This window comes from Holdemanella porci, assembly GCF_019052655.1.
GTDB classification, from domain to species: domain Bacteria; phylum Bacillota_I; class Bacilli_A; order Erysipelotrichales; family Erysipelotrichaceae; genus Holdemanella; species Holdemanella hominis.
Genome location: NZ_JAHQVB010000012.1, coordinates 15,840 through 40,065, shown reverse-complemented (window position 1 = coordinate 40,065; position 24,226 = coordinate 15,840). Strand labels below are relative to the sequence as shown.

Annotated in this window: 29 protein-coding genes; 17 read left to right on the top strand and 12 right to left on the bottom strand. The window is 32.0% G+C overall.

The annotated features are described in order from the left end of the window. Positions 1-77: 77 nt before the first annotated feature. The 7 genes from KTQ83_RS12260 to lacZ all read right to left on the bottom strand — a co-directional run bounded on the left by KTQ83_RS12260 (position 78) and on the right by lacZ (position 6,125). A complete protein-coding gene (locus KTQ83_RS12260; RefSeq protein WP_244975762.1) occupies positions 78-278 on the bottom strand; it encodes a hypothetical protein in 201 nt (66 codons plus the stop codon). Then, entirely contained in the window at positions 275-601 is a 327-nt protein-coding gene (locus tag KTQ83_RS12255; protein ID WP_244975761.1) for a DUF6431 domain-containing protein, read from the bottom strand. The genes KTQ83_RS12260 and KTQ83_RS12255 overlap by 4 nt, the downstream gene beginning before the upstream one ends. A 467-nt stretch (positions 602-1,068) precedes the next feature. Beyond that, positions 1,069-1,758, bottom strand: coding sequence for an ATP-binding protein (locus tag KTQ83_RS03950; RefSeq protein ID WP_217256840.1), 690 nt, complete (start codon positions 1,756-1,758; stop codon positions 1,069-1,071). Positions 1,759-1,928: 170 nt separating this feature from the next. Next, on the bottom strand, positions 1,929-2,366 hold the full coding sequence (locus KTQ83_RS12700; protein WP_425331022.1) for a Mu transposase domain-containing protein: 438 nt from the start codon (positions 2,364-2,366) through the stop codon (positions 1,929-1,931). A gap of 137 nt (positions 2,367-2,503) precedes the next feature. Continuing rightward, entirely contained in the window at positions 2,504-2,926 is a 423-nt protein-coding gene (locus KTQ83_RS03945; RefSeq protein WP_217256841.1) for a type II toxin-antitoxin system HicB family antitoxin, read from the bottom strand. 35 nt (positions 2,927-2,961) lie between these two features. Next, positions 2,962-3,138 (bottom strand): type II toxin-antitoxin system HicA family toxin, encoded by a 177-nt coding sequence (locus KTQ83_RS03940; RefSeq protein WP_244975760.1) that lies wholly within the window; start codon positions 3,136-3,138, stop codon positions 2,962-2,964. An 89-nt stretch (positions 3,139-3,227) separates the two neighbouring features. Continuing rightward, positions 3,228-6,125, bottom strand: a complete 2,898-nt coding sequence (gene lacZ, locus KTQ83_RS03935; protein WP_217256842.1) for a beta-galactosidase, LacZ type — start codon at positions 6,123-6,125, stop codon at positions 3,228-3,230. Between the two features lie 103 nt (positions 6,126-6,228). On the opposite strand from lacZ, the gene KTQ83_RS03930 reads away from it, so the two are divergent. From KTQ83_RS03930 to KTQ83_RS03920, 3 genes are all read left to right on the top strand, one after another. Beyond that, positions 6,229-6,366, top strand: a complete 138-nt coding sequence (locus KTQ83_RS03930) for a hypothetical protein (RefSeq protein ID WP_217256843.1) — start codon at positions 6,229-6,231, stop codon at positions 6,364-6,366. Positions 6,367-6,501: 135 nt separating this feature from the next. Further along, entirely contained in the window at positions 6,502-6,966 is a 465-nt protein-coding gene (locus tag KTQ83_RS03925) for a Panacea domain-containing protein (protein ID WP_217285024.1), read from the top strand. Next, positions 6,950-7,420, top strand: a complete 471-nt coding sequence (locus KTQ83_RS03920) for a hypothetical protein (RefSeq protein ID WP_217285023.1) — start codon at positions 6,950-6,952, stop codon at positions 7,418-7,420. The genes KTQ83_RS03925 and KTQ83_RS03920 overlap by 17 nt, the downstream gene beginning before the upstream one ends. 254 nt (positions 7,421-7,674) lie before the next feature. On the opposite strand, the gene KTQ83_RS03915 is transcribed toward KTQ83_RS03920, so the two are convergent. Together KTQ83_RS03915 and KTQ83_RS03910 are read right to left on the bottom strand one after the other, a co-directional pair. Then, complete coding sequence (locus KTQ83_RS03915) at positions 7,675-7,878, bottom strand: hypothetical protein (protein ID WP_217256897.1); 204 nt, start codon at positions 7,876-7,878, stop codon at positions 7,675-7,677. Then, positions 7,878-8,234: a hypothetical protein gene (locus KTQ83_RS03910; protein WP_217256896.1), complete on the bottom strand. Its 357-nt coding sequence runs from the start codon at positions 8,232-8,234 to the stop codon at positions 7,878-7,880. The genes KTQ83_RS03915 and KTQ83_RS03910 overlap by 1 nt, the downstream gene beginning before the upstream one ends. Before the next feature lie 239 nt (positions 8,235-8,473). Between KTQ83_RS03910 and KTQ83_RS03905 the strand changes: the two genes are divergently transcribed. The 4 genes from KTQ83_RS03905 to KTQ83_RS03890 all read left to right on the top strand — a co-directional run bounded on the left by KTQ83_RS03905 (position 8,474) and on the right by KTQ83_RS03890 (position 10,790). Beyond that, on the top strand, positions 8,474-8,860 hold the full coding sequence (locus KTQ83_RS03905; RefSeq protein WP_217256899.1) for a DUF2871 domain-containing protein: 387 nt from the start codon (positions 8,474-8,476) through the stop codon (positions 8,858-8,860). Between the two features lie 169 nt (positions 8,861-9,029). Then, a complete protein-coding gene (locus tag KTQ83_RS03900; RefSeq protein WP_217256895.1) occupies positions 9,030-9,518 on the top strand; it encodes a Panacea domain-containing protein in 489 nt (162 codons plus the stop codon). 11 nt (positions 9,519-9,529) lie between these two features. Beyond that, entirely contained in the window at positions 9,530-10,486 is a 957-nt protein-coding gene (locus KTQ83_RS03895; protein ID WP_217285022.1) for a hypothetical protein, read from the top strand. Positions 10,487-10,598: 112 nt separating this feature from the next. Next, on the top strand, positions 10,599-10,790 hold the full coding sequence (locus tag KTQ83_RS03890) for a DUF2871 family protein (RefSeq protein ID WP_217256233.1): 192 nt from the start codon (positions 10,599-10,601) through the stop codon (positions 10,788-10,790). Positions 10,791-10,796: 6 nt separating this feature from the next. Here KTQ83_RS03890 and KTQ83_RS03885 read toward each other — a convergent pair whose 3' ends face one another. From KTQ83_RS03885 to KTQ83_RS03875, 3 genes are read right to left on the bottom strand one after another with little or no spacing between them, the layout of a single operon-like run. Then, on the bottom strand, positions 10,797-11,939 hold the full coding sequence (locus tag KTQ83_RS03885) for a DHHW family protein (RefSeq protein WP_217256234.1): 1,143 nt from the start codon (positions 11,937-11,939) through the stop codon (positions 10,797-10,799). Between the two features lie 15 nt (positions 11,940-11,954). After that, the gene (locus KTQ83_RS03880) at positions 11,955-13,334 is read right to left on the bottom strand and encodes an MBOAT family O-acyltransferase (RefSeq protein ID WP_217256235.1); all 1,380 of its coding nucleotides are present in this window, start codon (positions 13,332-13,334) and stop codon (positions 11,955-11,957) included. Between the two features lie 3 nt (positions 13,335-13,337). Further along, positions 13,338-13,826: a DUF4358 domain-containing protein gene (locus KTQ83_RS03875; protein ID WP_217256236.1), complete on the bottom strand. Its 489-nt coding sequence runs from the start codon at positions 13,824-13,826 to the stop codon at positions 13,338-13,340. A gap of 87 nt (positions 13,827-13,913) precedes the next feature. Between KTQ83_RS03875 and KTQ83_RS03870 the strand changes: the two genes are divergently transcribed. The 10 genes from KTQ83_RS03870 to KTQ83_RS03825 all read left to right on the top strand — a co-directional run bounded on the left by KTQ83_RS03870 (position 13,914) and on the right by KTQ83_RS03825 (position 24,226). Beyond that, positions 13,914-14,639, top strand: coding sequence for an SGNH/GDSL hydrolase family protein (locus KTQ83_RS03870; protein WP_217256237.1), 726 nt, complete (start codon positions 13,914-13,916; stop codon positions 14,637-14,639). 181 nt (positions 14,640-14,820) lie between these two features. Beyond that, positions 14,821-15,438, top strand: a complete 618-nt coding sequence (locus KTQ83_RS03865) for a sugar transferase (RefSeq protein WP_217256238.1) — start codon at positions 14,821-14,823, stop codon at positions 15,436-15,438. Between the two features lie 52 nt (positions 15,439-15,490). Further along, positions 15,491-16,594, top strand: coding sequence for a glycosyltransferase (locus KTQ83_RS03860; RefSeq protein ID WP_217256239.1), 1,104 nt, complete (start codon positions 15,491-15,493; stop codon positions 16,592-16,594). 18 nt (positions 16,595-16,612) lie between these two features. After that, the gene (locus KTQ83_RS03855) at positions 16,613-17,581 is read left to right on the top strand and encodes a glycosyltransferase (protein WP_217256240.1); all 969 of its coding nucleotides are present in this window, start codon (positions 16,613-16,615) and stop codon (positions 17,579-17,581) included. Next, positions 17,578-18,552 carry a glycosyltransferase family 2 protein gene (locus tag KTQ83_RS03850; protein ID WP_186999282.1) on the top strand — a complete coding sequence of 325 codons (975 nt, stop codon included), beginning with the start codon at positions 17,578-17,580 and terminating at the stop codon, positions 18,550-18,552. The genes KTQ83_RS03855 and KTQ83_RS03850 overlap by 4 nt, the downstream gene beginning before the upstream one ends. 2 nt (positions 18,553-18,554) lie before the next feature. Then, positions 18,555-19,424: a glycosyltransferase family 2 protein gene (locus KTQ83_RS03845; RefSeq protein WP_186999283.1), complete on the top strand. Its 870-nt coding sequence runs from the start codon at positions 18,555-18,557 to the stop codon at positions 19,422-19,424. Positions 19,425-19,473: 49 nt separating this feature from the next. Next, positions 19,474-21,123, top strand: a complete 1,650-nt coding sequence (locus tag KTQ83_RS03840; protein ID WP_217256241.1) for an LCP family protein — start codon at positions 19,474-19,476, stop codon at positions 21,121-21,123. Positions 21,124-21,125: 2 nt separating this feature from the next. Then, positions 21,126-22,226 (top strand): glycosyltransferase, encoded by a 1,101-nt coding sequence (locus KTQ83_RS03835; RefSeq protein WP_217256242.1) that lies wholly within the window; start codon positions 21,126-21,128, stop codon positions 22,224-22,226. A gap of 64 nt (positions 22,227-22,290) precedes the next feature. Then, a complete protein-coding gene (locus KTQ83_RS03830; RefSeq protein ID WP_186999285.1) occupies positions 22,291-23,421 on the top strand; it encodes an ABC transporter ATP-binding protein in 1,131 nt (376 codons plus the stop codon). Positions 23,422-23,434: 13 nt separating this feature from the next. Then, positions 23,435-24,226: an ABC transporter permease gene (locus tag KTQ83_RS03825; RefSeq protein WP_117924433.1), complete on the top strand. Its 792-nt coding sequence runs from the start codon at positions 23,435-23,437 to the stop codon at positions 24,224-24,226.

The following is a 24,226-nucleotide window of genomic DNA, read 5'->3' as shown; positions in this document are numbered from 1 at the left end:
AAAGCATCATTTTCGATCATAAGATCATCTCCTTTCTGATTTCAATGACATAATATCAAAAGAAATCAGAATCAGAGTTACAGCTCTGTTGGTAGTACACAAAGTTTACAATAGCTTCTAGTGGATCCAAAGAGGATATTGTGACGCTTTAAAGATTCTATTTTCAAGTCATCCTGCTTGAAATCTCTCCAGTCTGGAAACAGCGAATCCCAGAATTCGATTACACGAGCTTTAACTTTACGAATCGTTTGTAGAGCAACTTCAAAAGAAGTAATCAAATCATCATTCTCATCGAGTGTACAATATAGTAAATGAAAAGATAAGTGAACTGAGTATAAGGGACAAAATTAGTTGGAAGCAAGGCATGAGTGGATTTACATTGAGTACACTGGATACGCTGAACATGAATTTGAATCTTACACTCACCACTGGAAAGATCATCAATGATCACAAATCTTGTGTAGTGTCCATATAATATAAAAAGGCCAACGACACCACAAACAGGACAATGTAAAGACAGCAAATCAATCGCATTAACAAAAGCTTGATAATCATCTTTATTCAAAATCAGGTTGAAGTCGTTGGTAATTTTCAGTATCATATAATTGTCTAAGAGGACGGGTAGAAATCACAACTTTGATCGGTGCTGGATTTCTACCTTTTTTTACGTCCAATCCCTTCTAAAAATACTGTAACAAAAAGATAGGGAAAGTAAACCCTAAAAGTGTTTAAAGGTCATCTCTATCTCAGAGTCAAAATCCCTATGACTTTTAAAGGTTGATTTATCCCTATCTATTTTTATATATTCGAAATCTCTGCTCTTTTGTACGCAGGGCATGACATATATCTAGACAGTGAAAGTTTTTTGTGGGGGTTGTTATCACAGTGGCCAACCACTAGCCAAGACCAAGGGTCTCCATCGTGAGATGGAATCAGAACATAAATGATAATCTAAATGTGTACATAAATGATCGTTTAAGAATGTACACTTCTGGTTACAAGCATATGACGGAAAAATGGTGCGCGTGTAGCGCACCATCGGTGTATCTGTAGCGGTCAGTCGGTGTGTTAAAATTTTTGATTTCTTAGTGATTCACCTTTGAATTCTAAACGATATGCTTTACATAGAACTCGATCTAAACACGCGTCAGCGTATGTACAATCCTTAAATAAATCGTACCATTCTTTTACCGGGATTTGAGAAACTATCACTGTCGATTTTCTACTTTCTCTTGAATCAAGAATTTCAAATAGATGTCTACATTTCTCAACATCAAGATTCATAAGTCCAAAATCATCTATAATCAATAAATCTACTTGTGCTATATTTTCCATAATACCTAAAAATTTAATTGAATCATCCACTTGTTCATGAGCACTGAGTTCCAGTAAGAGTTTGGAAGCAGAATAATATCTTACTTCTTTGAATTGTTTCAAAGCTGCAACTGCCAAGGCATTCACGTAATATGTTTTTCCTGTCCCTGTCATTCCTGTAACCACTAGATTTCTTTCTTCATCTATCCATATACAAGTATTCAGCTTTTCGATTGTTGGTATATCCAGTTGTCTATCCGTATCATAAAGTTTCTCATCAAATGTTGCTCCAGGTATTTTCAGTTTAGCTTTTTTCAAATAACGCTCAAATTTCTTGTTGTATCTTAGATTCCATTCAGCTGTGACCAACTTTTCAAAACGATCCTGAAAAGATTCTAAATCGCTGTTTGGATTTTCCAGTTGAAGACGAAGTTCTTCTGCCATGCCTTAAAATTTCATGGATTTTAATTTTTCATATAGATCCATATAAATCGCTTGTTCTTCTTTGATTTCAGTTTTATTCAAAATGTGATTTACCCCTAATATTCTTATGTTCTGGAAGAGTTTCCGAACGATTTGTTTTCTTTTCATTGATTAATTTAGTAAGCATCTTTTTAAAATCTGTATAGGTATAAATATGCGATTCCAGACAGATTTTGGCAGCTGTATCTGAAAATGCTTTTGGATTTTTTTACACATATGAAGAATTCCATTACAGCTCTTATAAAGCTCTTATAAGATTGTGCTTCATAACGAAGTGTACCAATAACCTTACAAATAAATTCATAAACATTTGGATAATAGCTCCTTGCCCAACTTTTGTATGCTTCTGCATTCATTTTATTTTCCAGGTAGTAATAAAGATGGCTCTCAGGCATATGCTCTTCCTTTGTTATATATTTTGGAAATGGTTTATGAGCACGCTTATGCGTACAGACCAGATGGTTCATAGAATCGCAGATAATAATATCGAAATATGAAGCTTTTAATGTAACTTCCTGTTTATAATAAGTATAGGGGACAGAATAGTAATGATGATCATATTCAAACATGATAATTATTAGGAACAGTTTTGATTAGTTGTTTGTTTGAATTGTAAGCCAAATGTAAAAAAGGAATAATTTTAAAATCCCATATCTTAATAAAAAATATGGGATTTTGATTATATAATGTGTTTTTTATTTATAATTCACATGGAGTGTAATTTGGCAATCAATGCTTCTTGAAGGACTTGCGAAAAATTGATTTTTTTGCTCATAGCTTCTTTGTTTAACCATTCGGGTATGGTTAATGTTTTTTTGATAGCTTTATTGAAATGTGTTTTTGCATATTCTTCAACATCAACAGATACAAGTGTGACAAAAGATTGTTTAAATTCGAATTCAAGTTCAGATGCGATTTGTGTTGGATCAATTTCTTCTAACTTTGAAGGAATTGGAATATCTTCATTGTCTAGTTTTGCGCTGAACAATGCACCGGCTAGACAATCTACGGCCATTTCCATTGCGTCTTGTAGTGAATCTCCACATGTAGAAAGATAATTGAAGTCTGGAAAAATAACTGAGTAATGTTTTTCTTCTTCAAAGAAACAAGCTGGATAAATTGACAACATAATGTTTGCCTCCTTTTTAAAATATTCAAGCAGAGTCATTTAAGCCATGCTTGTTTTAGAATGGATTGTTCAGTTGACTTTGATAAACCTTTTGTGTGAAATGGTATAGTCACTTTACCTTTTTTTGTCGGATGTTGGAAACCCACTTGGCTTTTTAATACCCATCCATCCGCAAGGATAAGTCGTTCCATATCCTTTGACGTCATTGGCATATGTGTCCTCGTTGCGCATATAGTATATCAAAATACACGTGTATATACAATACGTATTAGTGTTGAACGTATAAATGAAAAGAAGGAAATTAATCCTTCTTTGAAATGTAAAGTGTACATGTAAAGTCTAGGTTTTTCGATTGATCGATCAAATATTGGGGTTGTACTTTTGCACCCCAGCTGTTGATTCCGCCTACGCCCATTTGTTGTTTTGTGATTCTTAGATGGGTTGTGTTGGTTTGTGGAAGTTCAAATGTGTGGTTGGCATTATATAGGTGCATAAAGGAATACTTGCTTGCCATGCATTCCATTTTTTCAGACTTGATGTTTACTTGAATGGTGTCGTTGGATAGGCTGCACCATTTGCAGTCTGTGTGGTTACCGTGTTCTTGTGGTTTTAAGTATGGAATGTAGTTTGTGTCTACGTTTTCAAAGTAGAAATCGGTTAGAGCATGGTCTCGATCTATATATGTGTCTTTTTCGCCTTTTCCAAAATAGGCGAAGTTTTTGAACTCTTCTTTTAGAGCAAACTCGATTCCAAAGAGTGGTAGTGTTTGTCTTTGTGAGTTTTTGTCTAGGTGCAATTGGATTTGAATACTTTGATTGTTGTAGACTGTGTAGACGAGTTTACATTCTTCTTCAATGGATTCAAGTTGTATTGTATAGATCATTTGTGCGCATTTGGAGTTTCGTATCATTTTAAAGCCGACTACATTTTGAAATAGGCTGGCATTTAGCCAGTTGGCATAGGTTTGTTTGGCACCACGATCATTGTCGGTTAAAGCTCTGTAGAAGAGTGGCTTTGGTGCTTGTTTGAGTATTTCTTCATCATTTACTTGAATGGATACTAAACCTTTTCGTTTGTCAAATAAGTATTCAGTATCGATAAATTGAATGCCAATGGTTTCTTTTCCTTCTACTACGAGCATGGCTTTTTCTTTGGGGTGGTCTTGTTTGACTTCAAAGACTTGTTGGTCAAAGGATTGAATGCCTAATGGTGTTTTGTAGTAGATGGTTTTTGTGTAATAGCCTGGGGTATTGATTTGTTTAAATTGTACGGGCATTGTTTTTGTGGTGCCTGGTTCTACGCTTGTTTTAAAGATGCCGGATTGAATAACGAGTCCGTTTTGTTTCAATTCAAAAATAAAGGTGTCTTTACTTAGGTCATAGAATAGGTTTTTGTTTCGGATTGTTACGGAATCGAAATGGATTTCCATGTCGACATAGCGATAGAGTTGTTTTAGTTCTTGGCTTTTGCCGGTTTCTTCTCGATTGGCTAAAAGGATGCCGTCTCCACAAAAGTTGGAGTCGTTAGGATAGTCGTCGAAGTCTTGTCCATAATAGTATTGTCCGTCTTTTAAAATGGCTTGGTCTACATAGTCCCATACAAAGCCGCCTTGGTATTGTTCGTATTCGTCTTCTAGGTTGGTATATTCTTCCATGCCTCCAAGACTATTTCCCATGGCGTGCATATATTCACATAGCATAAATGGTTTCATTGGATGGCTTTCTAGATAGGCTTTCACATTTTCTGGAGATGTATACATTCTAGATTCAATGTCGGATGCGTTTTCGAATGTACGATCTTGTACGATTCCTTCATAGTGGACAAGTCTTGATGGGTCTTGTTCTTTGAAGTAGTCGTGTAGGATCATAAAGTTGGATCCACTTCCAGATTCATTTCCAAGTGACCACATTAAGATGCAGGCATGGTTTTTATCTCTTTCATACATGCTTCTAGCACGGTCTAATAGGCAATCAGTCCATTCGGTTTTATTTTGTGGAAGGATGTCATTAGCTCCATGGGTTTCTAGATTCATTTCGTCAATGACGTAGATTCCGTATTGGTCGCATAGTTTATACCAATAGCTGTTGTTTGGATAGTGGGATGTTCTTATGGCGTTGATGTTTAGTGATTTTAACATGTGGATGTCTTCTTCCATTTGATCTTGAGATAAACATCTTCCGGTTTTTGGATTCCATTCATGGCGATTGATGCCGTGGAATACAATTCGTTTTCCGTTGAGTTTCATAATGCCATATTCAAGTGTGAATTTTCGAAAGCCTACCTGTTCTTGAATGGATTCTATGATTTCGTTGTTTGTATCGTATAATACTAATTTTAATTGATAAAGATTAGGAAATTCACTACTCCATAGACATGTGTTTTCTACAGGGATTTCAAATGTATCTTGCATATTGCCATTCCATACGATGTTTCCTTGTGGATCGTATAGTTTGGCTTGTAGTGTATGGGGTTCATTACTACTCATTTTACAAACGCAACTAAGAACACTTTTATTTGTGTCTAGATTGATGTCTGTATCGATTTTTAAGTCTTGTATGTGAAGGCTTGGTTGTTTATAGATCATGACATCTCTAAATATGCCTGTAAAGCGCCACATGTCTTGGTCTTCTAGCCATGTGCCTGTGCATTTTTGAAAGATGCGTACGCAGAGTACATTATCTTTTTCTTGTGTGTATTTCGTAATGTCAAAGCGGCTTGGGGTAAAGGAATCTTCAGAGTATCCGATAAATTTACCATTTAGCCATACGTAGATGTTGGATTCTGCACCTTCAAAGGATAGGATAAGTTTATTTCCAATAAAGTCTTGTGGACAATCAAATGTTTTACGGTATTGATAGACTTTATTTTTGTCCATATCAATTTGTCCGGGTTTTGCCACATCATGCCCATCCCAAGGGTAGGTAACGTCTGTATAGTGGGGGTTATCGAATCCTTGGAGTTGGATGTGTCCAGGCACTTGGATGTCGTTCCAGTTGGAGTCATTAAATTCTGTGTTATAGAAGAATTTAAAGCATGAATCATAATTTTTTGAAAGGTTGAATTTCCATGTTCCATTTAGTGAGAATGAGCTTGGCTTTTTGTCCTTTCCAATTGTATATATGTGGTCGCTATAAGCGTGTTGTCTATTTACTTGAAAGACGCGTGGGTCTTTGATCCAGTTTAAGTCTGGTGTTCGCATTGTATCACTCCTTGTTTTATTGGTGACTTAAATTATATCAAAGGCTAGTATTGAAAGAAAGGTAAAAATCAATTAAAATATTTGATAAATTGGAGGTTGAAAGATGTCAGACATTCTTGGTTTTGTGGTTTCAATAGCCTTAATTTATTTTGTAATCAAAGTCGCATTTAAGTTCATTAAGTGGATTGGGATTTTGTTGGTTGTAGTATTTGTGTTTAAGGTGGTAGCACTTCTTATATAAGGGAACTGAGGTTCTCTTTTTTTTTATGTTCTAACGATAATTTATAGCTAATAAGTAAATTATTTTAAATTTATATTTACAAATTGAATGATTTTTGAGATATTATGACTAAGTATTTGAACAGGGGAGATTATCATGGAAAGAGAAGGATTGTATAAAGCCAGTTTAATTGCAAAATGGTTTTTATATTATAATCAAATTACAATGGACCAAGAAGACGCGGATTTGATTTCTAATCTAAAATTACAAAAGTTACTTTATTATGCACAAGGATGTTTTTTAGCGATTAAAGGTATACCTTTATTTCCTGAAAAAATATTAGCTTGGGATCATGGACCGGTAGTTAACGAAGTGTATCAAGAATATAAAGTAAATCGTTCTAGAGGAATTGAGTATAATGGGGATTATGATGGATCTATTAAGCCTGAAGATGAAAAAATATTAAAAGAAGTTTACAGCATTTTTGGACAATATTCAGCTTGGGGATTAAGAAATAAAACTCATAATGAAAAACCATGGATGGAAACTGAGAGAAACCATGAAATAAAGAATGATCTTATAAAAGATTATTTTATTAAAAATTATGTCAGTGAAAATTAAAGATAAACCAGCAAAGCAAAAAATATCTAAATTTAATTTTAATACAAAAGTATGTGAAGTGCCAGAAACCTCGATGTTTTTTAGTTTTCAATACATTACCTCAGATAAGCACTATAATATTGAATATTTAAAAAAGAATCGTGGCGGTAAAGAAAATGAAATATATTTTGCTTTGTTACATAGCTTGCAACAATATTCTCAAAGTACTTGGAATGATTTAAAATTAAAGAGAAAGCAAGCAGGGGGTTACGAAACAATTGCATACAGTGAAATGAAAGAGAGTATTGCCAATATGCTTCCAAAGGATAAGCAAATATCGTATGATACAAAATTATATGTATTTCGTTTTGGAAGCAATTATAGAATGATTTGTTACAAATCAAATAGATGTAAAGCTGCAATGCACATTTTAGGCTTTGATTTTGATTATAGTTTGTATAATCATGGGAGCTAAATAAGTTGTGACAGAAACTGAAAAAATTATATTACAATGAGGCCAAGGGAAAATCTTGGCTTTTTAATTTGATATATAAAGTTGTATTTTTGAAAATCTGTCTATATATAAACACTAGTTACTGTCACTTAATATATGTTGTGAAAAAACGTAAAGATGTTTTCTAATAAGCCTAAAATACTTTTAAAAGGTATACATGAGCTATTAGTCGTTCGGTAGCAAAAAATCCACCATGATTACAATTTATAATATTGCTATTTCTGAGGTGTTATCTCTAATCGAATAGAGGAGCCTTTTATTTCAAAACCAAATTTTTTGTAGTAATGATTTCTTCTATCAGCATGGTCATTATCGACCGATGAGAGATACCCTTCAATCCATTTAATATTATTTTTCGTTGCATATTTAATCAATGCTTTCATTGCAATCGTTCCATTACCAATGTTATTATCTTCCATTAGAATATCATAAATTTTGATATATTTTTTTGAGGAATTTCCTTCTTTTGCTTCACAAACTTTAAAAAAATTCTAGGCAAATTTGTTAAACATTGATAATGCTCACCAAAGAGATAGATTGTGTCATTACTGTTTATTACAATTAAAAGCTCATCGTTGTTTTTGTTGCAATCTATTCCAATTATTTCTGAATTTGGGAACAAATAAAAGATTTGTTTTATTATCCCATATTTCTTTTCTATTTTCTTCATTTCATATTGAAGTCGTTTCTTTTTGTTAAGATAATCGTTTTCTAAAATTTGTTGTTCTTCTTTTAATTCTTTTTCAAAAATTTTTTTACATAAACTTTTTTTCATCGAAATATACCCCTGGCTTTCTATTGTATACGCAAAGTCATTATATCCTACTCACATATTGTATTCAAAAAAATGGCAATGAATTATTTTTAGATCGTACTGTGGGAAAGTTTTTCTTTGTTTACATAACTAGTTAGCATGGCTCATTTAATAAAATCTCACATTCTATTTATATGGGCAAATCTGTTGATGTTTGATTATGGTAGGTCCATAATGTGTTCGATTTAGAGGTGTTAATGATGAAACGATATATTAATTATTCAATTGTATATGCAGTATTGGCTATGATTGGTGGAGTATTTTATCGTGAATTTACAAAGATGAATGGTTATACTGCTTGGACGACTTTATCGGTTGTTCATACACATTATTTTATCTTGGGTATGATGTTCTTTTTGATTCTTGGATTGGTTTCGATTAACATTAATTTAAAAACCAATCGTGCAGTGTTGTTTTATAATGTTGGTCTTAATTTAACGGCTATTATGTTAGTAGTTCGTGGCATTGTTCAAGTTTTAGACTTGAAAGTTGTATCGGCTGCTATTTCAGGTATTGCGGGTATTGGGCATATCATTCTGGGTGTTTCATTAGTTAGGATTTTATGGGATATAAAAAAGAGTGTGTGATAGTTTGATTGTAAAGCGTATAGTTTAATTTGTCTTAGATAATTTTTTTGAATCAGATTGGCAAATTTAACAATGTATTATTTACTTTTTGTTATTTTTATTGAAATTTTTAAAAATTATGATTTTGATTATGATAAAATGAATTTACTTATAGTAAGGGTGAGAAATTATGTATAATGCAATAGAAGTGGCATGTTATATTATTAATTATTGCAATGATAACAGAATAGAAATCAGCAATTTGAAATTACAAAAAATTTTGTATTACGTTCAAGCAGCTTCTTTGGTTGAAATAGGTGATAAATGTTTTAGTGATCCAATAATTGCTTGGCAGTATGGTCCTGTTATTACTTCAGTGTACTATCGATATAATCTATATGGTGGAGATCCAATACCTAAACAAGAAACATTTAAAAAGATTTCGTTTGATAAGGATAAAATGACTATAAAATTGACTGATTCAGAAGGGATAACTCCAAATTTCAAATCAATTATATATAAAGTTATAGAAGCTTATAAAAATGTTCATAATCCGTTCTACTTGGTAAGAAAAACTCATAGTGAACAGCCTTGGGCTGATACAAGCATTAATAAAGAAATAGATGTTGAAAAGATTAGGACATATTATTCTAAAAATCCAGATAAAATATATAAATAAGGGGTTTGCTTATGTTAAAAGAAACAGAAGAGTTAATTGGCATTTTCGGAGAAAATTTTTGTGATGACGATGAATATATAGAAAAATCAATTACTTTAATAGTTGAATATTATATGAAAAATGGTAGGCATTCATATAGTACAATATCTAAAATTATTAATTCTAAACTTGATCAAGGTGAAGATTCAATCATCTACATATTATTTAATATAAAGGAATTTATGATTCTTATAAAATCAAAAAAATATGAAGAACAAATCAGCAAAATAAGTAGTAAAAAATATTGCTTAGAAGATATTGTACAGAAACTTGAAAAATTGTATGATCATATTTCTTTAGAAGAAACTAGAATTAAATATAATTATAAAATGGTTAACAATAGTAATACGATGATAGAAAATAATGTTATGAATCAGTTTAATACTACAATTATAGAATTTCAAAATAAATTAGATGAAACCACGAATTCGTTAAATTCAAATATTATTACTATCGTTGGATTGTTTTCGGCAATTATCTTTGTCTTTTTTGGAGGATTGACAAGTTTATCTAATATTGTTTCCGGTATAATTCATGTTAAATCGCTAGACGAGATAAAAGTGCCATTAATTGTCATTCTAAGTTTTGGACTAATCATGTTTAATACTGTATTTTTGTTATTGTATTCTGTCTCGAAAATTGTTGATAAAAATATCGGGTGCTATGTAAATTGTAATAGGCCCTATTATTATGCTTTTGATAGTGGTGATGGTTACTATTCTGTATCTTCAGGATATAAAGTGGTTTCTAAACATAGAACATATGAAGAAGCGTTAAATGTTGCAGAGAAAAAGAACAATTGTAAAATAGAAAAAATTTTTCATTGGATAAGCGGTATTTTTGTAAAGATTATCTTTAGATTTCCACATGTTTTTTTGATGAATCTTATATTGATAGTATCTATTATATTTCTGTATAAAAACTTATGATTATAAAACAGTTCTTTAAAAGTTGAACTTCAGATTAAACCGAACATAACAAAGAATTATGGCAAGGTAAACTACTCGGATTTTTAATGATTTAAAAGCAATAGAATGCGTAATGATCATTACTGAAGTTAACCGTTTATTCGAAATAAAGATAACGGCTATTATGTTAGTGGTTCGTGGTATTGTTCAAGTGTTGGATTTGGATGTAGTATCTGCAGTTATTTCTGGTATTGCTGGTATTGGTCATATTATTTTGGGTGCTTCATTAATTCTAATTTTATTGGATATAAAAAAGAGCGTTTAAGCTCTTTTAGTTTGCTTCTAACATGTCGGCTAGGGAAGTATCTTGTACGAATGTATTTGCGTTATTCATAAATAATACATCTGTGATTAAATCGTCTTTAATGAGTCTTTTGTAGTCTTCAAAGTAATATCTTGCATCTATTACTGTTATTGAATTAAATTGTGGAATCAAGAATGGTATTAGACTATTCGCATAGGAATCTTTAATCAATAGTAGGTGTCTTTTTGAGTTGTTGTCTACATTGATGTGGAATAGGGCTTTGTTGCCTCCCATAAAGACTGTGTATTGGTCTTTTGTTTCTAGTGCGTCTGAGTGATAGATGGTTCTTGATTTTTTGTTTGTGGATTCGTCTGTGATGACGTAATCACATTTATCTTTTGGTACATAGATATTGATTTCGTCTTTGATGTTTACACTTCCGGTTTTGTTGGCGAGTGTTCCTTCAAAGTTTGTCGTGACTGGATATATTGTATAGTCGGATTGTTTGGTTGTTTCAAGATTGAATGTTTTGGCTATGTCTTGATAGGCATAGTAGGATGCAAGGCTTGTCCAATGGTGGTCCGTTTTATAATATAAGTATTCGTCTTTGTGTTTTTTTAATGTATTTCGCAAATCTATTTTAACAATTGAATCATCCAATTTACTATAGATGTTGTCTATTTGTTTATCTTGGTTTAGGGTAACTGCATATTTTGGCAGGTACTCTTTTTTTATGCTTACAGCATTTGGTGCAGTCACAAATCCTACGTTGAGTTCTGGATAGTTTTGTTTAAATGTGTTTATGGCGTTTAGATTTCTTTCGAGTTGTTCCTTGTTGGGTTTGGCTGTTTTTTCTATAAGGCCTTGTTTAGTAAGGAATATGTCTTGTATTTCTTTTACGCCAAATGTTTTTTGAATCAAGTATTTAATGTGTATGTTTTGATCTCTACATACGAATTGATCAGAGAACCATGTATTTAAGTCTTTTGTGTATTGCCCGGATAATACGTGTTCTGTATTCCATGATGGAAAGGTTTGTAGGGGTCTATTTTCTGTTTCGGATTGTTTATGGTCAGGAATGATGATGTTTACTGTCATTGTTGCTATTGCTGCTACACTAACAACTTTGGTTAGGCTACTTGCCATAATGCTTGAATATTTATGTTTCATGTTAGACCTCCTTTTCTAGAATGCGAAGTATAGGAAGGAATGGTATGTTCCTCCTACAATAAATGCGATGCATACAATTAATAGAATTATGTAGATTGTCCATGTTGTGTATACGGCTTTCATTTTGTATTGGTTGTATACAAAGATTTGAATTCTGTCATAGACTTTTGTACTGAGTAGAATGGCGAGTACGAATACTATGAAATAGGATTTTAGCATAAACTTGGCTTGGTTGTTTGCGAATGTTGTTGTGCCTATACCTATCATTTTTCCAAGTGTTGAAAATGCAGTTGTGATATTTGGACTCATAAAGAATACCCATCCAATTAATACTACGAGTAATGTATAGATGTGGGATATTGGTTTTGGAAGTTTTTCGAGTTTTTCTCTTAAGAAGAATTTTTCAAGGAGTAAAAGACATCCATAATAGAGTCCCCATAGAATGAATGTCCAGTTAGCGCCATGCCAGAGTCCTGTGCAGAACCATACGATAAAGATGTTTCTTATGTATGTGTTTTTGTCTACGCGATTACCACCTAATGGAATGTATAGATAGTCTCTAAACCATTGGGATAGGGATATGTGCCATTTTCTCCAGAAGTCTTGTACAGATGTGGCTGTGTATGGATGGTCGAAGTTTGGTTTGAAGTCAAAGCCAAAAAATTTTGAGAGTCCAATGGCCATGTCTGAATAGCCGGAGAAGTCAAAATAGATTTGTAGCATGTAGGAAATGGCTAATAGCCATACGCCTAGAGTGGAAGTGTTATTTTGAAGTATGGAGTAGACATAAGATAATTGGTCGGCTAACAATACTTTTTTTATTAAACCTTTACTGATTAGAACCATGCCAGATGCGTATTGTGCTTTTGAGAGGGTTCTATTTCTTAGTTGGTCTTCCATTTCGTGGTAGGAAACAATGGGTCCCATACTGATTTTTCCAAAGAAACTTACATAGAGTGTGAAGAGTATGATGTTTTTTTGTGGTTTACTTTTACCGTTATATACATCGAATATGTATGAGAGTTCACTGAATGTAAAGAAGGATAGTCCTACGGGTAAAGCGATTTTAAGATCGGATTGTATATGGAGTATGTCCATTAAAAATCCTGTATATTTATAGAAGCCAAGAATGAATAGGTTAACAACTACGGATACTATGAGTAGTATTTTTTTAGTTTTTTCATCATTTTGCGCTTCTAGTTCAAATGCCGTGAAGTAATTCCATAGAATGGATAGAATGAGTAGTACAACATAGATTGGGTTGGACCATGCATAAAAGAGTAGGCTTAATACGACTAATAGAATGTTTTGTAGTTTTACGTTTCTGATGAGTTTTGTGAGTAGAACGCTAATGGGTAAGAAACAAAATAAAAAGATTAAATCTGTGAATACCATACTTTATTCCCCCTCACTCAATACTTTTTTGAATTGATCATTCATTGTGTTTGCATCTTCTTTTACTGCATATATGCCATAGTTTCCATGAATATCAATAATAGCGTTTTTTAATAGTTCGGCTTGTTGTGGTGCATAGCCTTCAAAGATGCCTTTTTGATTTTTAACTCTTTTTTCAATGGTTTCTTTAAATGGTTCTTGTTGAGAATGGTCTTTAAATTTCACTAAAACAAATTCACTGGCACTCATAGCGTCGTTGGATTTGTAGTAGATAACACTTTCATATTGTGATGGATCTAAGTCTAGAAATCGTTTCATACTTAAATTGTCTTGTTGGCTAAGTCCATCAAGCTTGATGTTTTCTATGGTTTTACTTTGCACTTCTTCCATAGTTTTCGTACTGTCTTTGTCGTATGAGAAATTTGTGGATAGTAAAATAATGAATCCGATGAGAACGAATCCTTTTAAAATGGTGAATATATACTTTTTCATAATCCCTATGCCCCTTATAATTTGATTGTGATTACTTCAATTATATCATAAATTCTATGATATAATTTGACTAAAGGGGATATAAACATGAAAAAAATTGGGATTATCGGTTTGGTTGTATGTATTTGTTTACTTACGGGTTGTGAAAGTCATAATGAGGGTGTTTCTTATATTAAGGAACAGGAGAGTTTGGATACAAAAGAATTGTCTAAGCATTTAACGGATAAGCGTATTGAAGAAAAATTGACCATGGTTAAAGATGGGGCATTAGATGTATTTTCTATGTTTGAAGATTATGCCATTTATGGCGATTCTCGTGTATATGGATTTGTGTCTTATGGGTATTTGCCTTGGAATCGTGTGTTTGCGGCTGCAGGAAACACGATTTTGAATATTTCGGATTATAGTGAGGCATTAAAAGAAATCAATCCTTCTAATATTTATTTTTCATATGGAGTGAATGATATGGGATTGGATTTAAAGACTGAGAATGGAACGTATGGGGATTTGTATGAAGAAAAAGTAAAGGGTGTTTTAGAGATTTGTCCCAATGCGAATATATTTATTAATTCTATTGTTTGTACTACGCCGGCTGCGGTTGAAGAACATTCTGAATGGTCTAAAACGGATGATTATAATAGTCAATTACAAGAGATGTGTCAAAGAAATGGTTGGAATTATGTAGATATTTCAGATATCACAAATCATGGTGAGGATAAGTATTATCAACAGGATGGAGTCCATTATATTCAGAATTTGTATCCTGTATGGGCTGAAAGAATGATTGGTGAAACAATTAAAGTTATTGGATAGAAGGATTAAGATCCTTCTATCTTTTTTGACATTATCACATAATTTTAATATACCCCTTATATAAAGATGATATTACAAGAATATGATTTGACTTTTTCAACTTTTTTTGTTTCAACACCTTGATTATGGTATACTTTTATACGTAGAGAAATTTTCTCTATGAATATGGGAGAGTGTTTTTATGTATTCGAAATATGGAAAGCGAACGATTGATTTTCTTTTGAGTTTGGCTGGAATCATAATCTTATCTCCACTATTGATTGTATTAATGGTTTTAATTAAGGTGACTTCTCCGGGGCCTGTGTTTTTTAAGCAGAGGCGTGTGGGAATTCATAAGTCTTATTTTAATATTTTAAAGTTTAGAACAATGCGTATTGATACACCGAAAGATATGCCTACGCATTTATTGGAAAATCCAGATCAATATATTACGAGTATTGGTAAATTTTTGAGAAAGACGTCTTTGGATGAGCTTCCACAGTTGTTTAATATATTTAAAGGGGAAATGGCAATTGTGGGTCCAAGACCTGCTCTATGGAATCAATATGATTTAATTGAATTGAGAGATCATTATGGTGCCAATGATGTACTTCCAGGATTAACTGGTTGGGCACAGGTAAATGGTCGTGATGAGTTGGAAATAGATGTTAAGGCTAAACTTGATGGAGAGTATTGTAAGAATTTAAGTTTTTCATTTGATGTGAAATGTTTTTTTATGACAATCTTTTCAGTGTTAAAACACGATGGGGTTGTTGAAGGTGGTACGGGAAGTATCCATAATAAAGATAATAATAACTAGGGGATAGTTGTAAGGTCTTTAAAACCATCATTTGTAGGTTGGGGAGTTATCTATGGTCGTAGCATTAGTATATGCGTTTGATACATGTTTGGATCGTATTCATTTATTGAAGAAATACTACACTTCTAAGGGGTTTGAAGTTGTGAGTGTGACTTCAAATTTTTCGCATAGAAAAAAAGCGATTTATCAAGCTGAAGCTGATGTTGTGATTTCTGTTCGTGAGTATCATAAGAATCTTTCTGCGGACAGAATCTTGTCTCATATTGAGTTTTCTAAAAAGGCAAGAAAGGCTATGGAAGACATTCAACCAGATTTAATTCATTGTATTATTCCGTGTAATACGCTTGTAAAAGAAATGGCGAAATATAAAAAGAAACATCATAATGTTAAAGTGATGTATGACATTATTGATTTATGGCCAGAATCCATGCCGATTGATCGATATAAGGGATTATTACCTTTTAAAATATGGAAGAATAATCGTGATAAGTATTTATCAAGTGGAGATGTTGTTTTCTGTGAATGTGAATTGTTTAAGAAATATGTGCATTGTGGAAATGTTCTGTATTGGGCAATTGATAGAGAGTGTTTGCCAATGAATCCGTATTTAAGTGAGAATGAGTTACAGTTTTGTTACCTGGGTTCTATAAATAATATTATAGACATTCCTAGAATCACTGCTTTTTTAAGGGAGTGCAGTGCTCATAAAAAGTGTACGTTACATATTATTGGGGATGGCGAAAATAAAGAATATTTCATTCAAGAAGTATTATGTGTAGGAGTCAATGTAGTTGATCATAAGGAAGTATACGATTTTCAACGCAAACAAGAAGTATTTGATCAGTGCAATTATGGTTTTAACGTCATGAAGCCGAGTGTAGTAGTTGGGTTGACTATGAAATCACTAGACTATATGTGTGCTGGACTTCCTATCATAAATACAATTAAGGGAGACACAAAGGATTTTTGTGAGGAATGGGATATTGGATTCAATTTGAAAAAGTCAAATATAAAAGAAGTGGCAGAAAGGGTTTGTTCAGAAAGTATGGATGTGCAGCTTCAAAGAAGAAAGAATATTCAGAATTTGTATAATACATACTTTACGACAAAGAAATTTAATGCCACATTAGATGAGGCTTTGAATCGAATTTTTTAGAAAGCTAGGTGATTAAGAATGATTTCAGTCGCAATGACTACTTATAACGGTGAAAAATATATTTGCGAACAAATAGAATCCATTCTTAATCAATCTATGAAAGTGGATGAAATCATTGTTTGTGATGATGGATCGAGTGATTCAACTATAGAATTATTAAAAAAATATCCAGTTAAGGTAGTACAAAATGATGTGAATCTAGGGTATCGTCTTAACTTTAAAAAAGCTATGGAATTATGTAGTGGGGATTATATTTTTTTGTGCGACCAAGATGATATTTGGTTACCTAATAAAGTGGAAGAAATGATGCGTATGATGAAAACTCATTCGAATATGCATGTATTATCTTCTTCTTTTATTTATATTGATGATAAGAATCAGCAAATTCAAATGAAAGTGGATAAGAGTCGGTCCAATAATAATTTATATTGTCGTCCTGTTGAAAAAGATAGTTTATATCGAGTGAATTTCTTGGATTATCTTGCCATGAACTATTTTCAAGGTTGTTCTCTTCTGTTGGATAAATGGATCAAAAATTTAGTTTTAGAACATTACTCTACAGATATTGAACATGACTATTTAATTAACAGTATTGCGGCTAGTTATAATAGTATGTACTTTTATAATAAGCCATTGTTTCAGTATCGTTTGCACGAAAAGAATTCTATTGGCGCACAATATGATACGCAAACAAAAGAAGAACATTTGCAACGAGCAAATACATTAAAGATTCGTACACAGAATGCTCATAATGCGTTAGATGTTTTAAATATAATTCGATTGGCAAATTCGGATTATTATCAAGAGAATCAAGAAAAGTTTAGTCATATGAGTGCTTTTTTTAATCAACATATTCAAGCATTGGAAAATAAGAAGTTTTTTAAGTTGTTGTGTCAAAATACAAGTCCTTATTATTCACTTATTAAAACAAAGAAGGCAAGAGTTATGGATTTATTGTATGTGCTGAAAGAAAAGGTGATTCGATGATTTCAGTTGCGATGGCTACGTTTAATGGGGAACCATATATTCAAGAACAATTGGATTCTATTTATAATCAAACACGCAAAGTGGATGAAATTATTATTGTGGATGATTGTTCTACTGATTCAACAGTTCGTGTAATTGAACAATATATTTTATCTCATAAAGATATAGATATTAAGTTATACAAGAATGAAGAAAATCTTGGATATAAAAAGAATTTCAAAAAAGCAATTTCATTATGTCATGGAGACTATGTTTTCTTAAGTGATCAAGATGATATTTGGAAAGTAAATAAAGTAGAAGATATGATTTCCATTATGGAAGAAAATCCGAATATTTCAGTCCTAGCTTCTTCTTTTGAATTTATAGATCAAAAGGGAGATGTTTTTACGGTTCCTTTAGATTCTAGAATGTCCAATAATAATCTTTTAATGAAGAAGGTTAAAACAAATGAAGTAGTTCCCATCAGTTTTTATGAATTATCGATTCGCAATAGTTTTCAAGGTTGTGCCTTATGTTTAACTAAGAAATTATGTGCTCGTTTTCTAGAATGTTTTACAGAAGAGTTTGTACATGATTGGTTGATTGTATTATTGGCAAGTGAAACGAATTCCATGTATTTTTATAATGCACCCTTATTTCAATATAGGATACATGATAAAAATGCGATTGGATTAAAAGATGTTACGACATCAAACACAGCTACGGATGCTTTATATGCACGTATTGCATTTTGTGAATCTGCTTTACAAGTGATGCATGTATTAAGAAAAGTAGATTGTAATTTTGAGAAGAATGTTAAGGATTTTGATTGTTATTCTAATTTTTGTGAGAAACATATTCAATACTTAAAAAAAGGTAGTTTTTTCAGAGTGTTATTTCAAAATTTCAGTTCGTATTATAAAGTGATTAAAACACCAAGAGCACGTGTAATGGATTTGGTATTTTGTTTAAAACAAGGAATAAGAAGGTAGATATGAAAATTTCATTAGTTATAGTGGCATATAAAAATGGAAATATTTTGTTGGATTGTTTAAATTCAATTGAAAAGTACAATGATTTAAAGGATGAATTAGAAGTCATTGTCGTGGATAATAGTCCTGTCAATGAAAGAGTAGAATCTTTTGTGAAACAATCGAGTATACAAAATATTCAATATATACCTTCCGACAATAAAGGTTTTGGTGCTGGTAATAATGTGGGTGCCAAGGTTAGTCAGGGAGAGGTAATTGGTTTTGTAAATCCAGATATAGTGTTGATTGAACCAATTTTTAAACAAATTTATTCAGATTTTAAAAAGAATTCAAATTTAGCGATTGAAGGTATTCGATTGTTGAAGAAGAATTTGAGTCCTGGGTACTCCTTTTATTTTGAGTATAATACAAAAGTATGGCGTAATTGGACAATTAAATTATGGAATAAATTGGGATGGTTTAATGAGAAGAACATGTTCATAACGGGTGCAAACTTATTTGTAAGAAAAGATATGTTTATGAATGTGGACATGTTTGATGAGAACATATTTATGTATTTTGAAGAGTCTGACGTAGCAAGTCGTATAAAAAATAAATATCCTCATGCAGAAGTGAAATTCAATAAAGGGTTAAAAATGATTCATTTAGAGGGCGGATGTACAGACACATCTAAAGAGCGTATTAAAATGAGTTGGGATTCAATGATTTATTATGGAAAAAAGAATCATTTGAATTATAAGAAGAAGGTACGTTTTGAATATGGTTATTATAAATTTAAGAAATGTATCTTTAGTTTGATAAGTCAATCAAAGAAAAAGGAATATACAGAATTGCTGGAATTTTTAAAGCAAAATTTTCTGGAATATTTATAGAATTTATGGATTGTGGTAGAATACGATATGTTTATAAAGGAGATTTTGCATGGAAAAGAATACAACGAGCTTAATATATAGAATTTTTGCAGCACTTTTATCAATTGTACTTTTGGTTTTGTCTGGCTTTGCGGCATATCAAATTGTGACATTAAATGTATTGCCTAGTAATTTATTATTACCAGTCATCTTAATTATTGTGATTTTAAATGCGATTTTAATTTTATTAATGAATTTTGTGACACATGCGATTTGGACAAAAGCGATTAGTGTAATTTTAGTGATTCTTGTAGGATGTACTATGGGATTTGGAAATGTATATTTATATGAGACATACAGTACACTAACTTCTGTTACAGGTGCTGAAAAGGGTTCTATTAAAAATACAATTTCAGTTATTACTAAAACGGATCATGATGAAGATATTCAGAGTTTAAAGAACGAAAAGATTGGTGTATTAAGAAACATTGATTCTGTGGGAACAAAGAAGTGCCAGAAAAAATTAAAAAAATATTCTTTTTCATATAAAAAATATGATAACTTGCAAGCATTAGTAAAAGCACTATATGAAGATGAAGTGCAGGCTATTGTGATGAATGAAATTTACCGTGCAAACGTAGAGGAAATGGAAGAGTATAATGTTTTTTCAAATGAAACAAAATCGATTTATCAAGCTGTGTATTATACAAATGACAAAAATGATGCATTAGTGGTTGATGACATCACAAAGAATCCATTTACGATTTTTGTCAGTGGAAATGATACATATGGAGAAATTGATGAATTATCAAGAAGTGATGTGGATATGATTGTTACGGTAAATCCAACTACGTCAACCGTATTGATGGTAAACATTCCTAGAGATTACTATGTTCAAACTTCATATGGATATGATAAATTAACACATACGGGCATGTATGGTATTGAAGAAACGAAACAAACTGTAGAAAACTTATTAGGTATTGATATCAACTATACATTCAGAGTGAACTTCTCAAGTGCAGAAGATATAGTAGATGCATTGGATGGTGTTGATATTGAAGTGCCTGAAGGAATGGCTGTGGAAAGATTAAATGCGGATTGGGCGTTGGAAGGTGTTCATGAAGGATGGAATCACTTAAATGGAGCTAGAGCACTAGCTTATGCGCGTGAAAGACATGCCTATGTAGATGGCGATATTCAGCGTGCAAAGAATCAGCAGCAAGTATTGGAAGCTATTATTAAAAAGGCAGCTTCTTCAAAGATTCTGACAAACTACACAAAGTTATTAAAATCATTCAAAAATGCGTTTGATACAAATATGTCAACCAATGAAATTACAGCGTTACTTCAATATGAATTGCAGGCTATGCCAAATTGGAAATTCCAAAACTATGTATTAAGAGGTACAAATAGTTCAGCAGTTTGTGCATCTATGGCTCAAGAGCTTTCGGTTGTCATGCCAGAAGATTATTGCGTTAGTATTGCTCGTCAAAAGATTGAAGCTGTACTTGATGGAAAATCAGCAAATAAAATCAAAGATGAATATGATACAGGAGCCGCAGGGGTGGCTGAAGGATATATTGAGCAGGAAAATGCTCAGGTTCAAGGAAGTGTATATTATGATTATTCACAAAACTATGATTATGGATATACAGATCAAGAACAGTATGAAGAACCTTCTATAAATGAAGAACCATTACCTGAAGATGGTGAATAGTCATGAAACCAACTATTGTTGTATCGGGTATTAACTTATTTCAAGGTGGCACGTTAACGGTTTATTACAATTTCTGTGATGAAATTATTGAATCCAAATTATATGAAAAATATCATTTCATATTATTTGTACATAAGGTATCATTGTTTGAAAAATACAAATCTTACTTTGAGATTATTGAACTTCCAGAATCACGTAAAAGCTGGTTTAAAAGAATGTATTATGAGTATTCGTACTTTAAAAAATATTCTAAAGACAAAGATATCTATTTATGGATTTCAATTCATGACATGACTCCAAAAGTACATGCGAAACATCAAATTACATATTTCCATAATCCAACGTTTGCATATAAGGCGGGATGGAAAGATTTTAAATATAATAAGAAAGTATTCTTGTTTTCTCTTTTCTATAAATATTTGTATAAAATCAACGTGCATGCCAATGATTATGTCATTGTTCAACAAGATTGGATTGCCAGTTCCATGCAGAAGCTATTGAATATGGATTTGAATCACATTTGTGTAATGCGTGCTGAACATGGGATTGATACAAGTAAATATCAGAATGTTGAAAAGATTCAACCATATACTTTCTTTTTTCCAAGTGTGAGTCGTCATTTCAAGAATTTTGAAATTATTTGTGAAGCTACAAAAAGATTAAATAGTGAATTCAATCAAGACTTATATCAAGTTGTACTTACAATTGATGGAACTGAAGATACATACGCAAAGGATGTTGTGAATCAGTATAATTCTGTTTCGAACATTCACTTTACTGGATTATTATCTTTAGATGAAGTGTTTACGTATTATAAGAAATCCAGTTGTTTAATTTTTCCTTCAAAGCTTGAAACTTGGGGGTTACCAATAAGTGAAGCGAAGGAATTTGATTTGCCCATGATTGTGGCTGATTTACCATATGCTCATGAAACTGTAGGAACATATGATGGTGTTTGTTTCTTTGATGTGAATGATGCAGATGATTTAAAAGAAAAGATGAAAAAGGCTATATTGAAAGAAGATGTTTTCAGTTTGGCAACGTATAAGAACACAAGCCCGAATGTTTGTAAATCATGGAATGAAGTAATTACAAAGCTATAAAAAGGACTTTTGTTCTTTTTTTGATGTGAATATGCTAAAATAGGAATGTTTGAGAGGTAATCCAATGGATAAGACAAATGCGATAGAAGTACGTAATATGTCGAAACAGTTCAAGGTTGAATATGATAAGGCAAATACGTTAAAGACAAAATTAATTTTTTGGAATCGAAAAAAGCCTGAGTTTCATCAGGTATTAAACAATATAAATTTAAATATTAAAAAAGGGGAAACTGTAGCCTTAATTGGTGTAAATGGTTCAGGTAAATCAACTTTATTAAAGTTGATGACCAAAATTATTTATCCAACAAAAGGAACGATTGAAACGGATGGAAAGTTGACTTCATTGCTTGAGTTAGGAGCTGGGTTCCACCCAGATTTTACGGGGCGTGAAAATATTTATTTCAATGCATCTATTTTTGGCTTAACTAGAAAAGAAATCGATGCTCGTATTGATGACATTATTGAATTTAGTGAATTAGGTGAATTTATTGATAATCCAATTCGTACGTATTCTTCGGGTATGTATATGCGTCTAGCTTTCTCTGTGGCCATTAATGTAGATGCTGAAATCTTATTAATTGATGAAATTTTAGCTGTAGGAGATCAACACTTCCAGGAAAAGTGCTACAACAAATTAAGAGAATTGCGTGATTCAAATAAAACAATTGTGATCGTTACGCACAGTTTGGAAGTTGTAAAAGACTTGTGTACTCGTGTTATCTGGATTTATAAGGGACAACTTCGTTTAGATGGAGATCCTACTTATGTTGTTGATGAGTATTTAGAACAAGTGGCACAAGACCATAAGCAGGAAAGACAAAAGAATATTGAGAGTGGTAAACAAAAAAGTAAGGCTGTTGTTTATATTGATAGTCCTAGAGATATTTCAAAAGTGGATGCAACAGATCAACAACACTTGTTTAAGGGATGGCAAATCTCGGATTCAGATGATGCCACAATTCATTTCTATTTAGATGGAAATCCTATGGATATTAAAGTGGATCGTACATATAGAAAAGATGTATATGATGCATACTTTGATCATTATGTTGGATTTATGGATGTAAATACTATTGGATGGCAATTCCAGTATGATTTAACAACCTTAGAAAAAGGTAAACATAAATTTAAAGTTGAGTGTAAAGAGAAAGAATGTATTTTGGCCTCTAAAGAAATTGAGTTTGAAAATGTATAGAAGGTGATGGCGTATGAGTATATTTAAAAATCTTTATAATTATCGAGAGTTATTAAAAACGAATGTTAAAAAGGATATTCGTGGTAGATACAAAGGATCTTTTTTAGGAATCTTGTGGTCCTTTTTAAATCCATTGTTACAAGTTGTAGTATATTGGATTGTATTTCCATACTTGTTTGGTCGTGGAGTAACTGGTGAAAATTACTTAATTTATTTGATTACAGGTATTATTCCATGGACATTCTTTATGACATCCGTAAATATGGGGACTAGTTCGATTAAGGCAAATGGGGGAATTATTAAAAAAGTATATTTCCCAAGAGAAATCATTCCGTTATCACAAGTTCTTAGTGGAATTGTAAACTTTTTGATTTCATGCTTAATTATCATTATTTTCTGTATTGGAACAGGTACAGGACTTAGCTATCATGTTATTGCGGTATTCCCAATTCTAATTGTTCAATCTTTACTAACATTAGGTATTGTATTGATTTTAAGTGCAGTCGATGTATATGTACAAGACATTGAGAATATTGTAGCTTTCATTTTAAATATGTTGATGTATGGAACTCCAATTATTTATCACTTAAGCCAATTCTCTGCATCAAGTGCAGGTATTCTATATACACTAATAACAATCAATCCGTTGACAACCATTATTGGTTCTTATCGTAATGCGTTTATGTATCATCAATGGCCTGATTTTAAATCTTTAGGTTTAGTATTTGTCTTCTCATTGGTTGTTTTAGGTATTGGATACATGATTTTCAAGAAATTAGAAAAAGGCTTTGCGGAAGAATTGTAG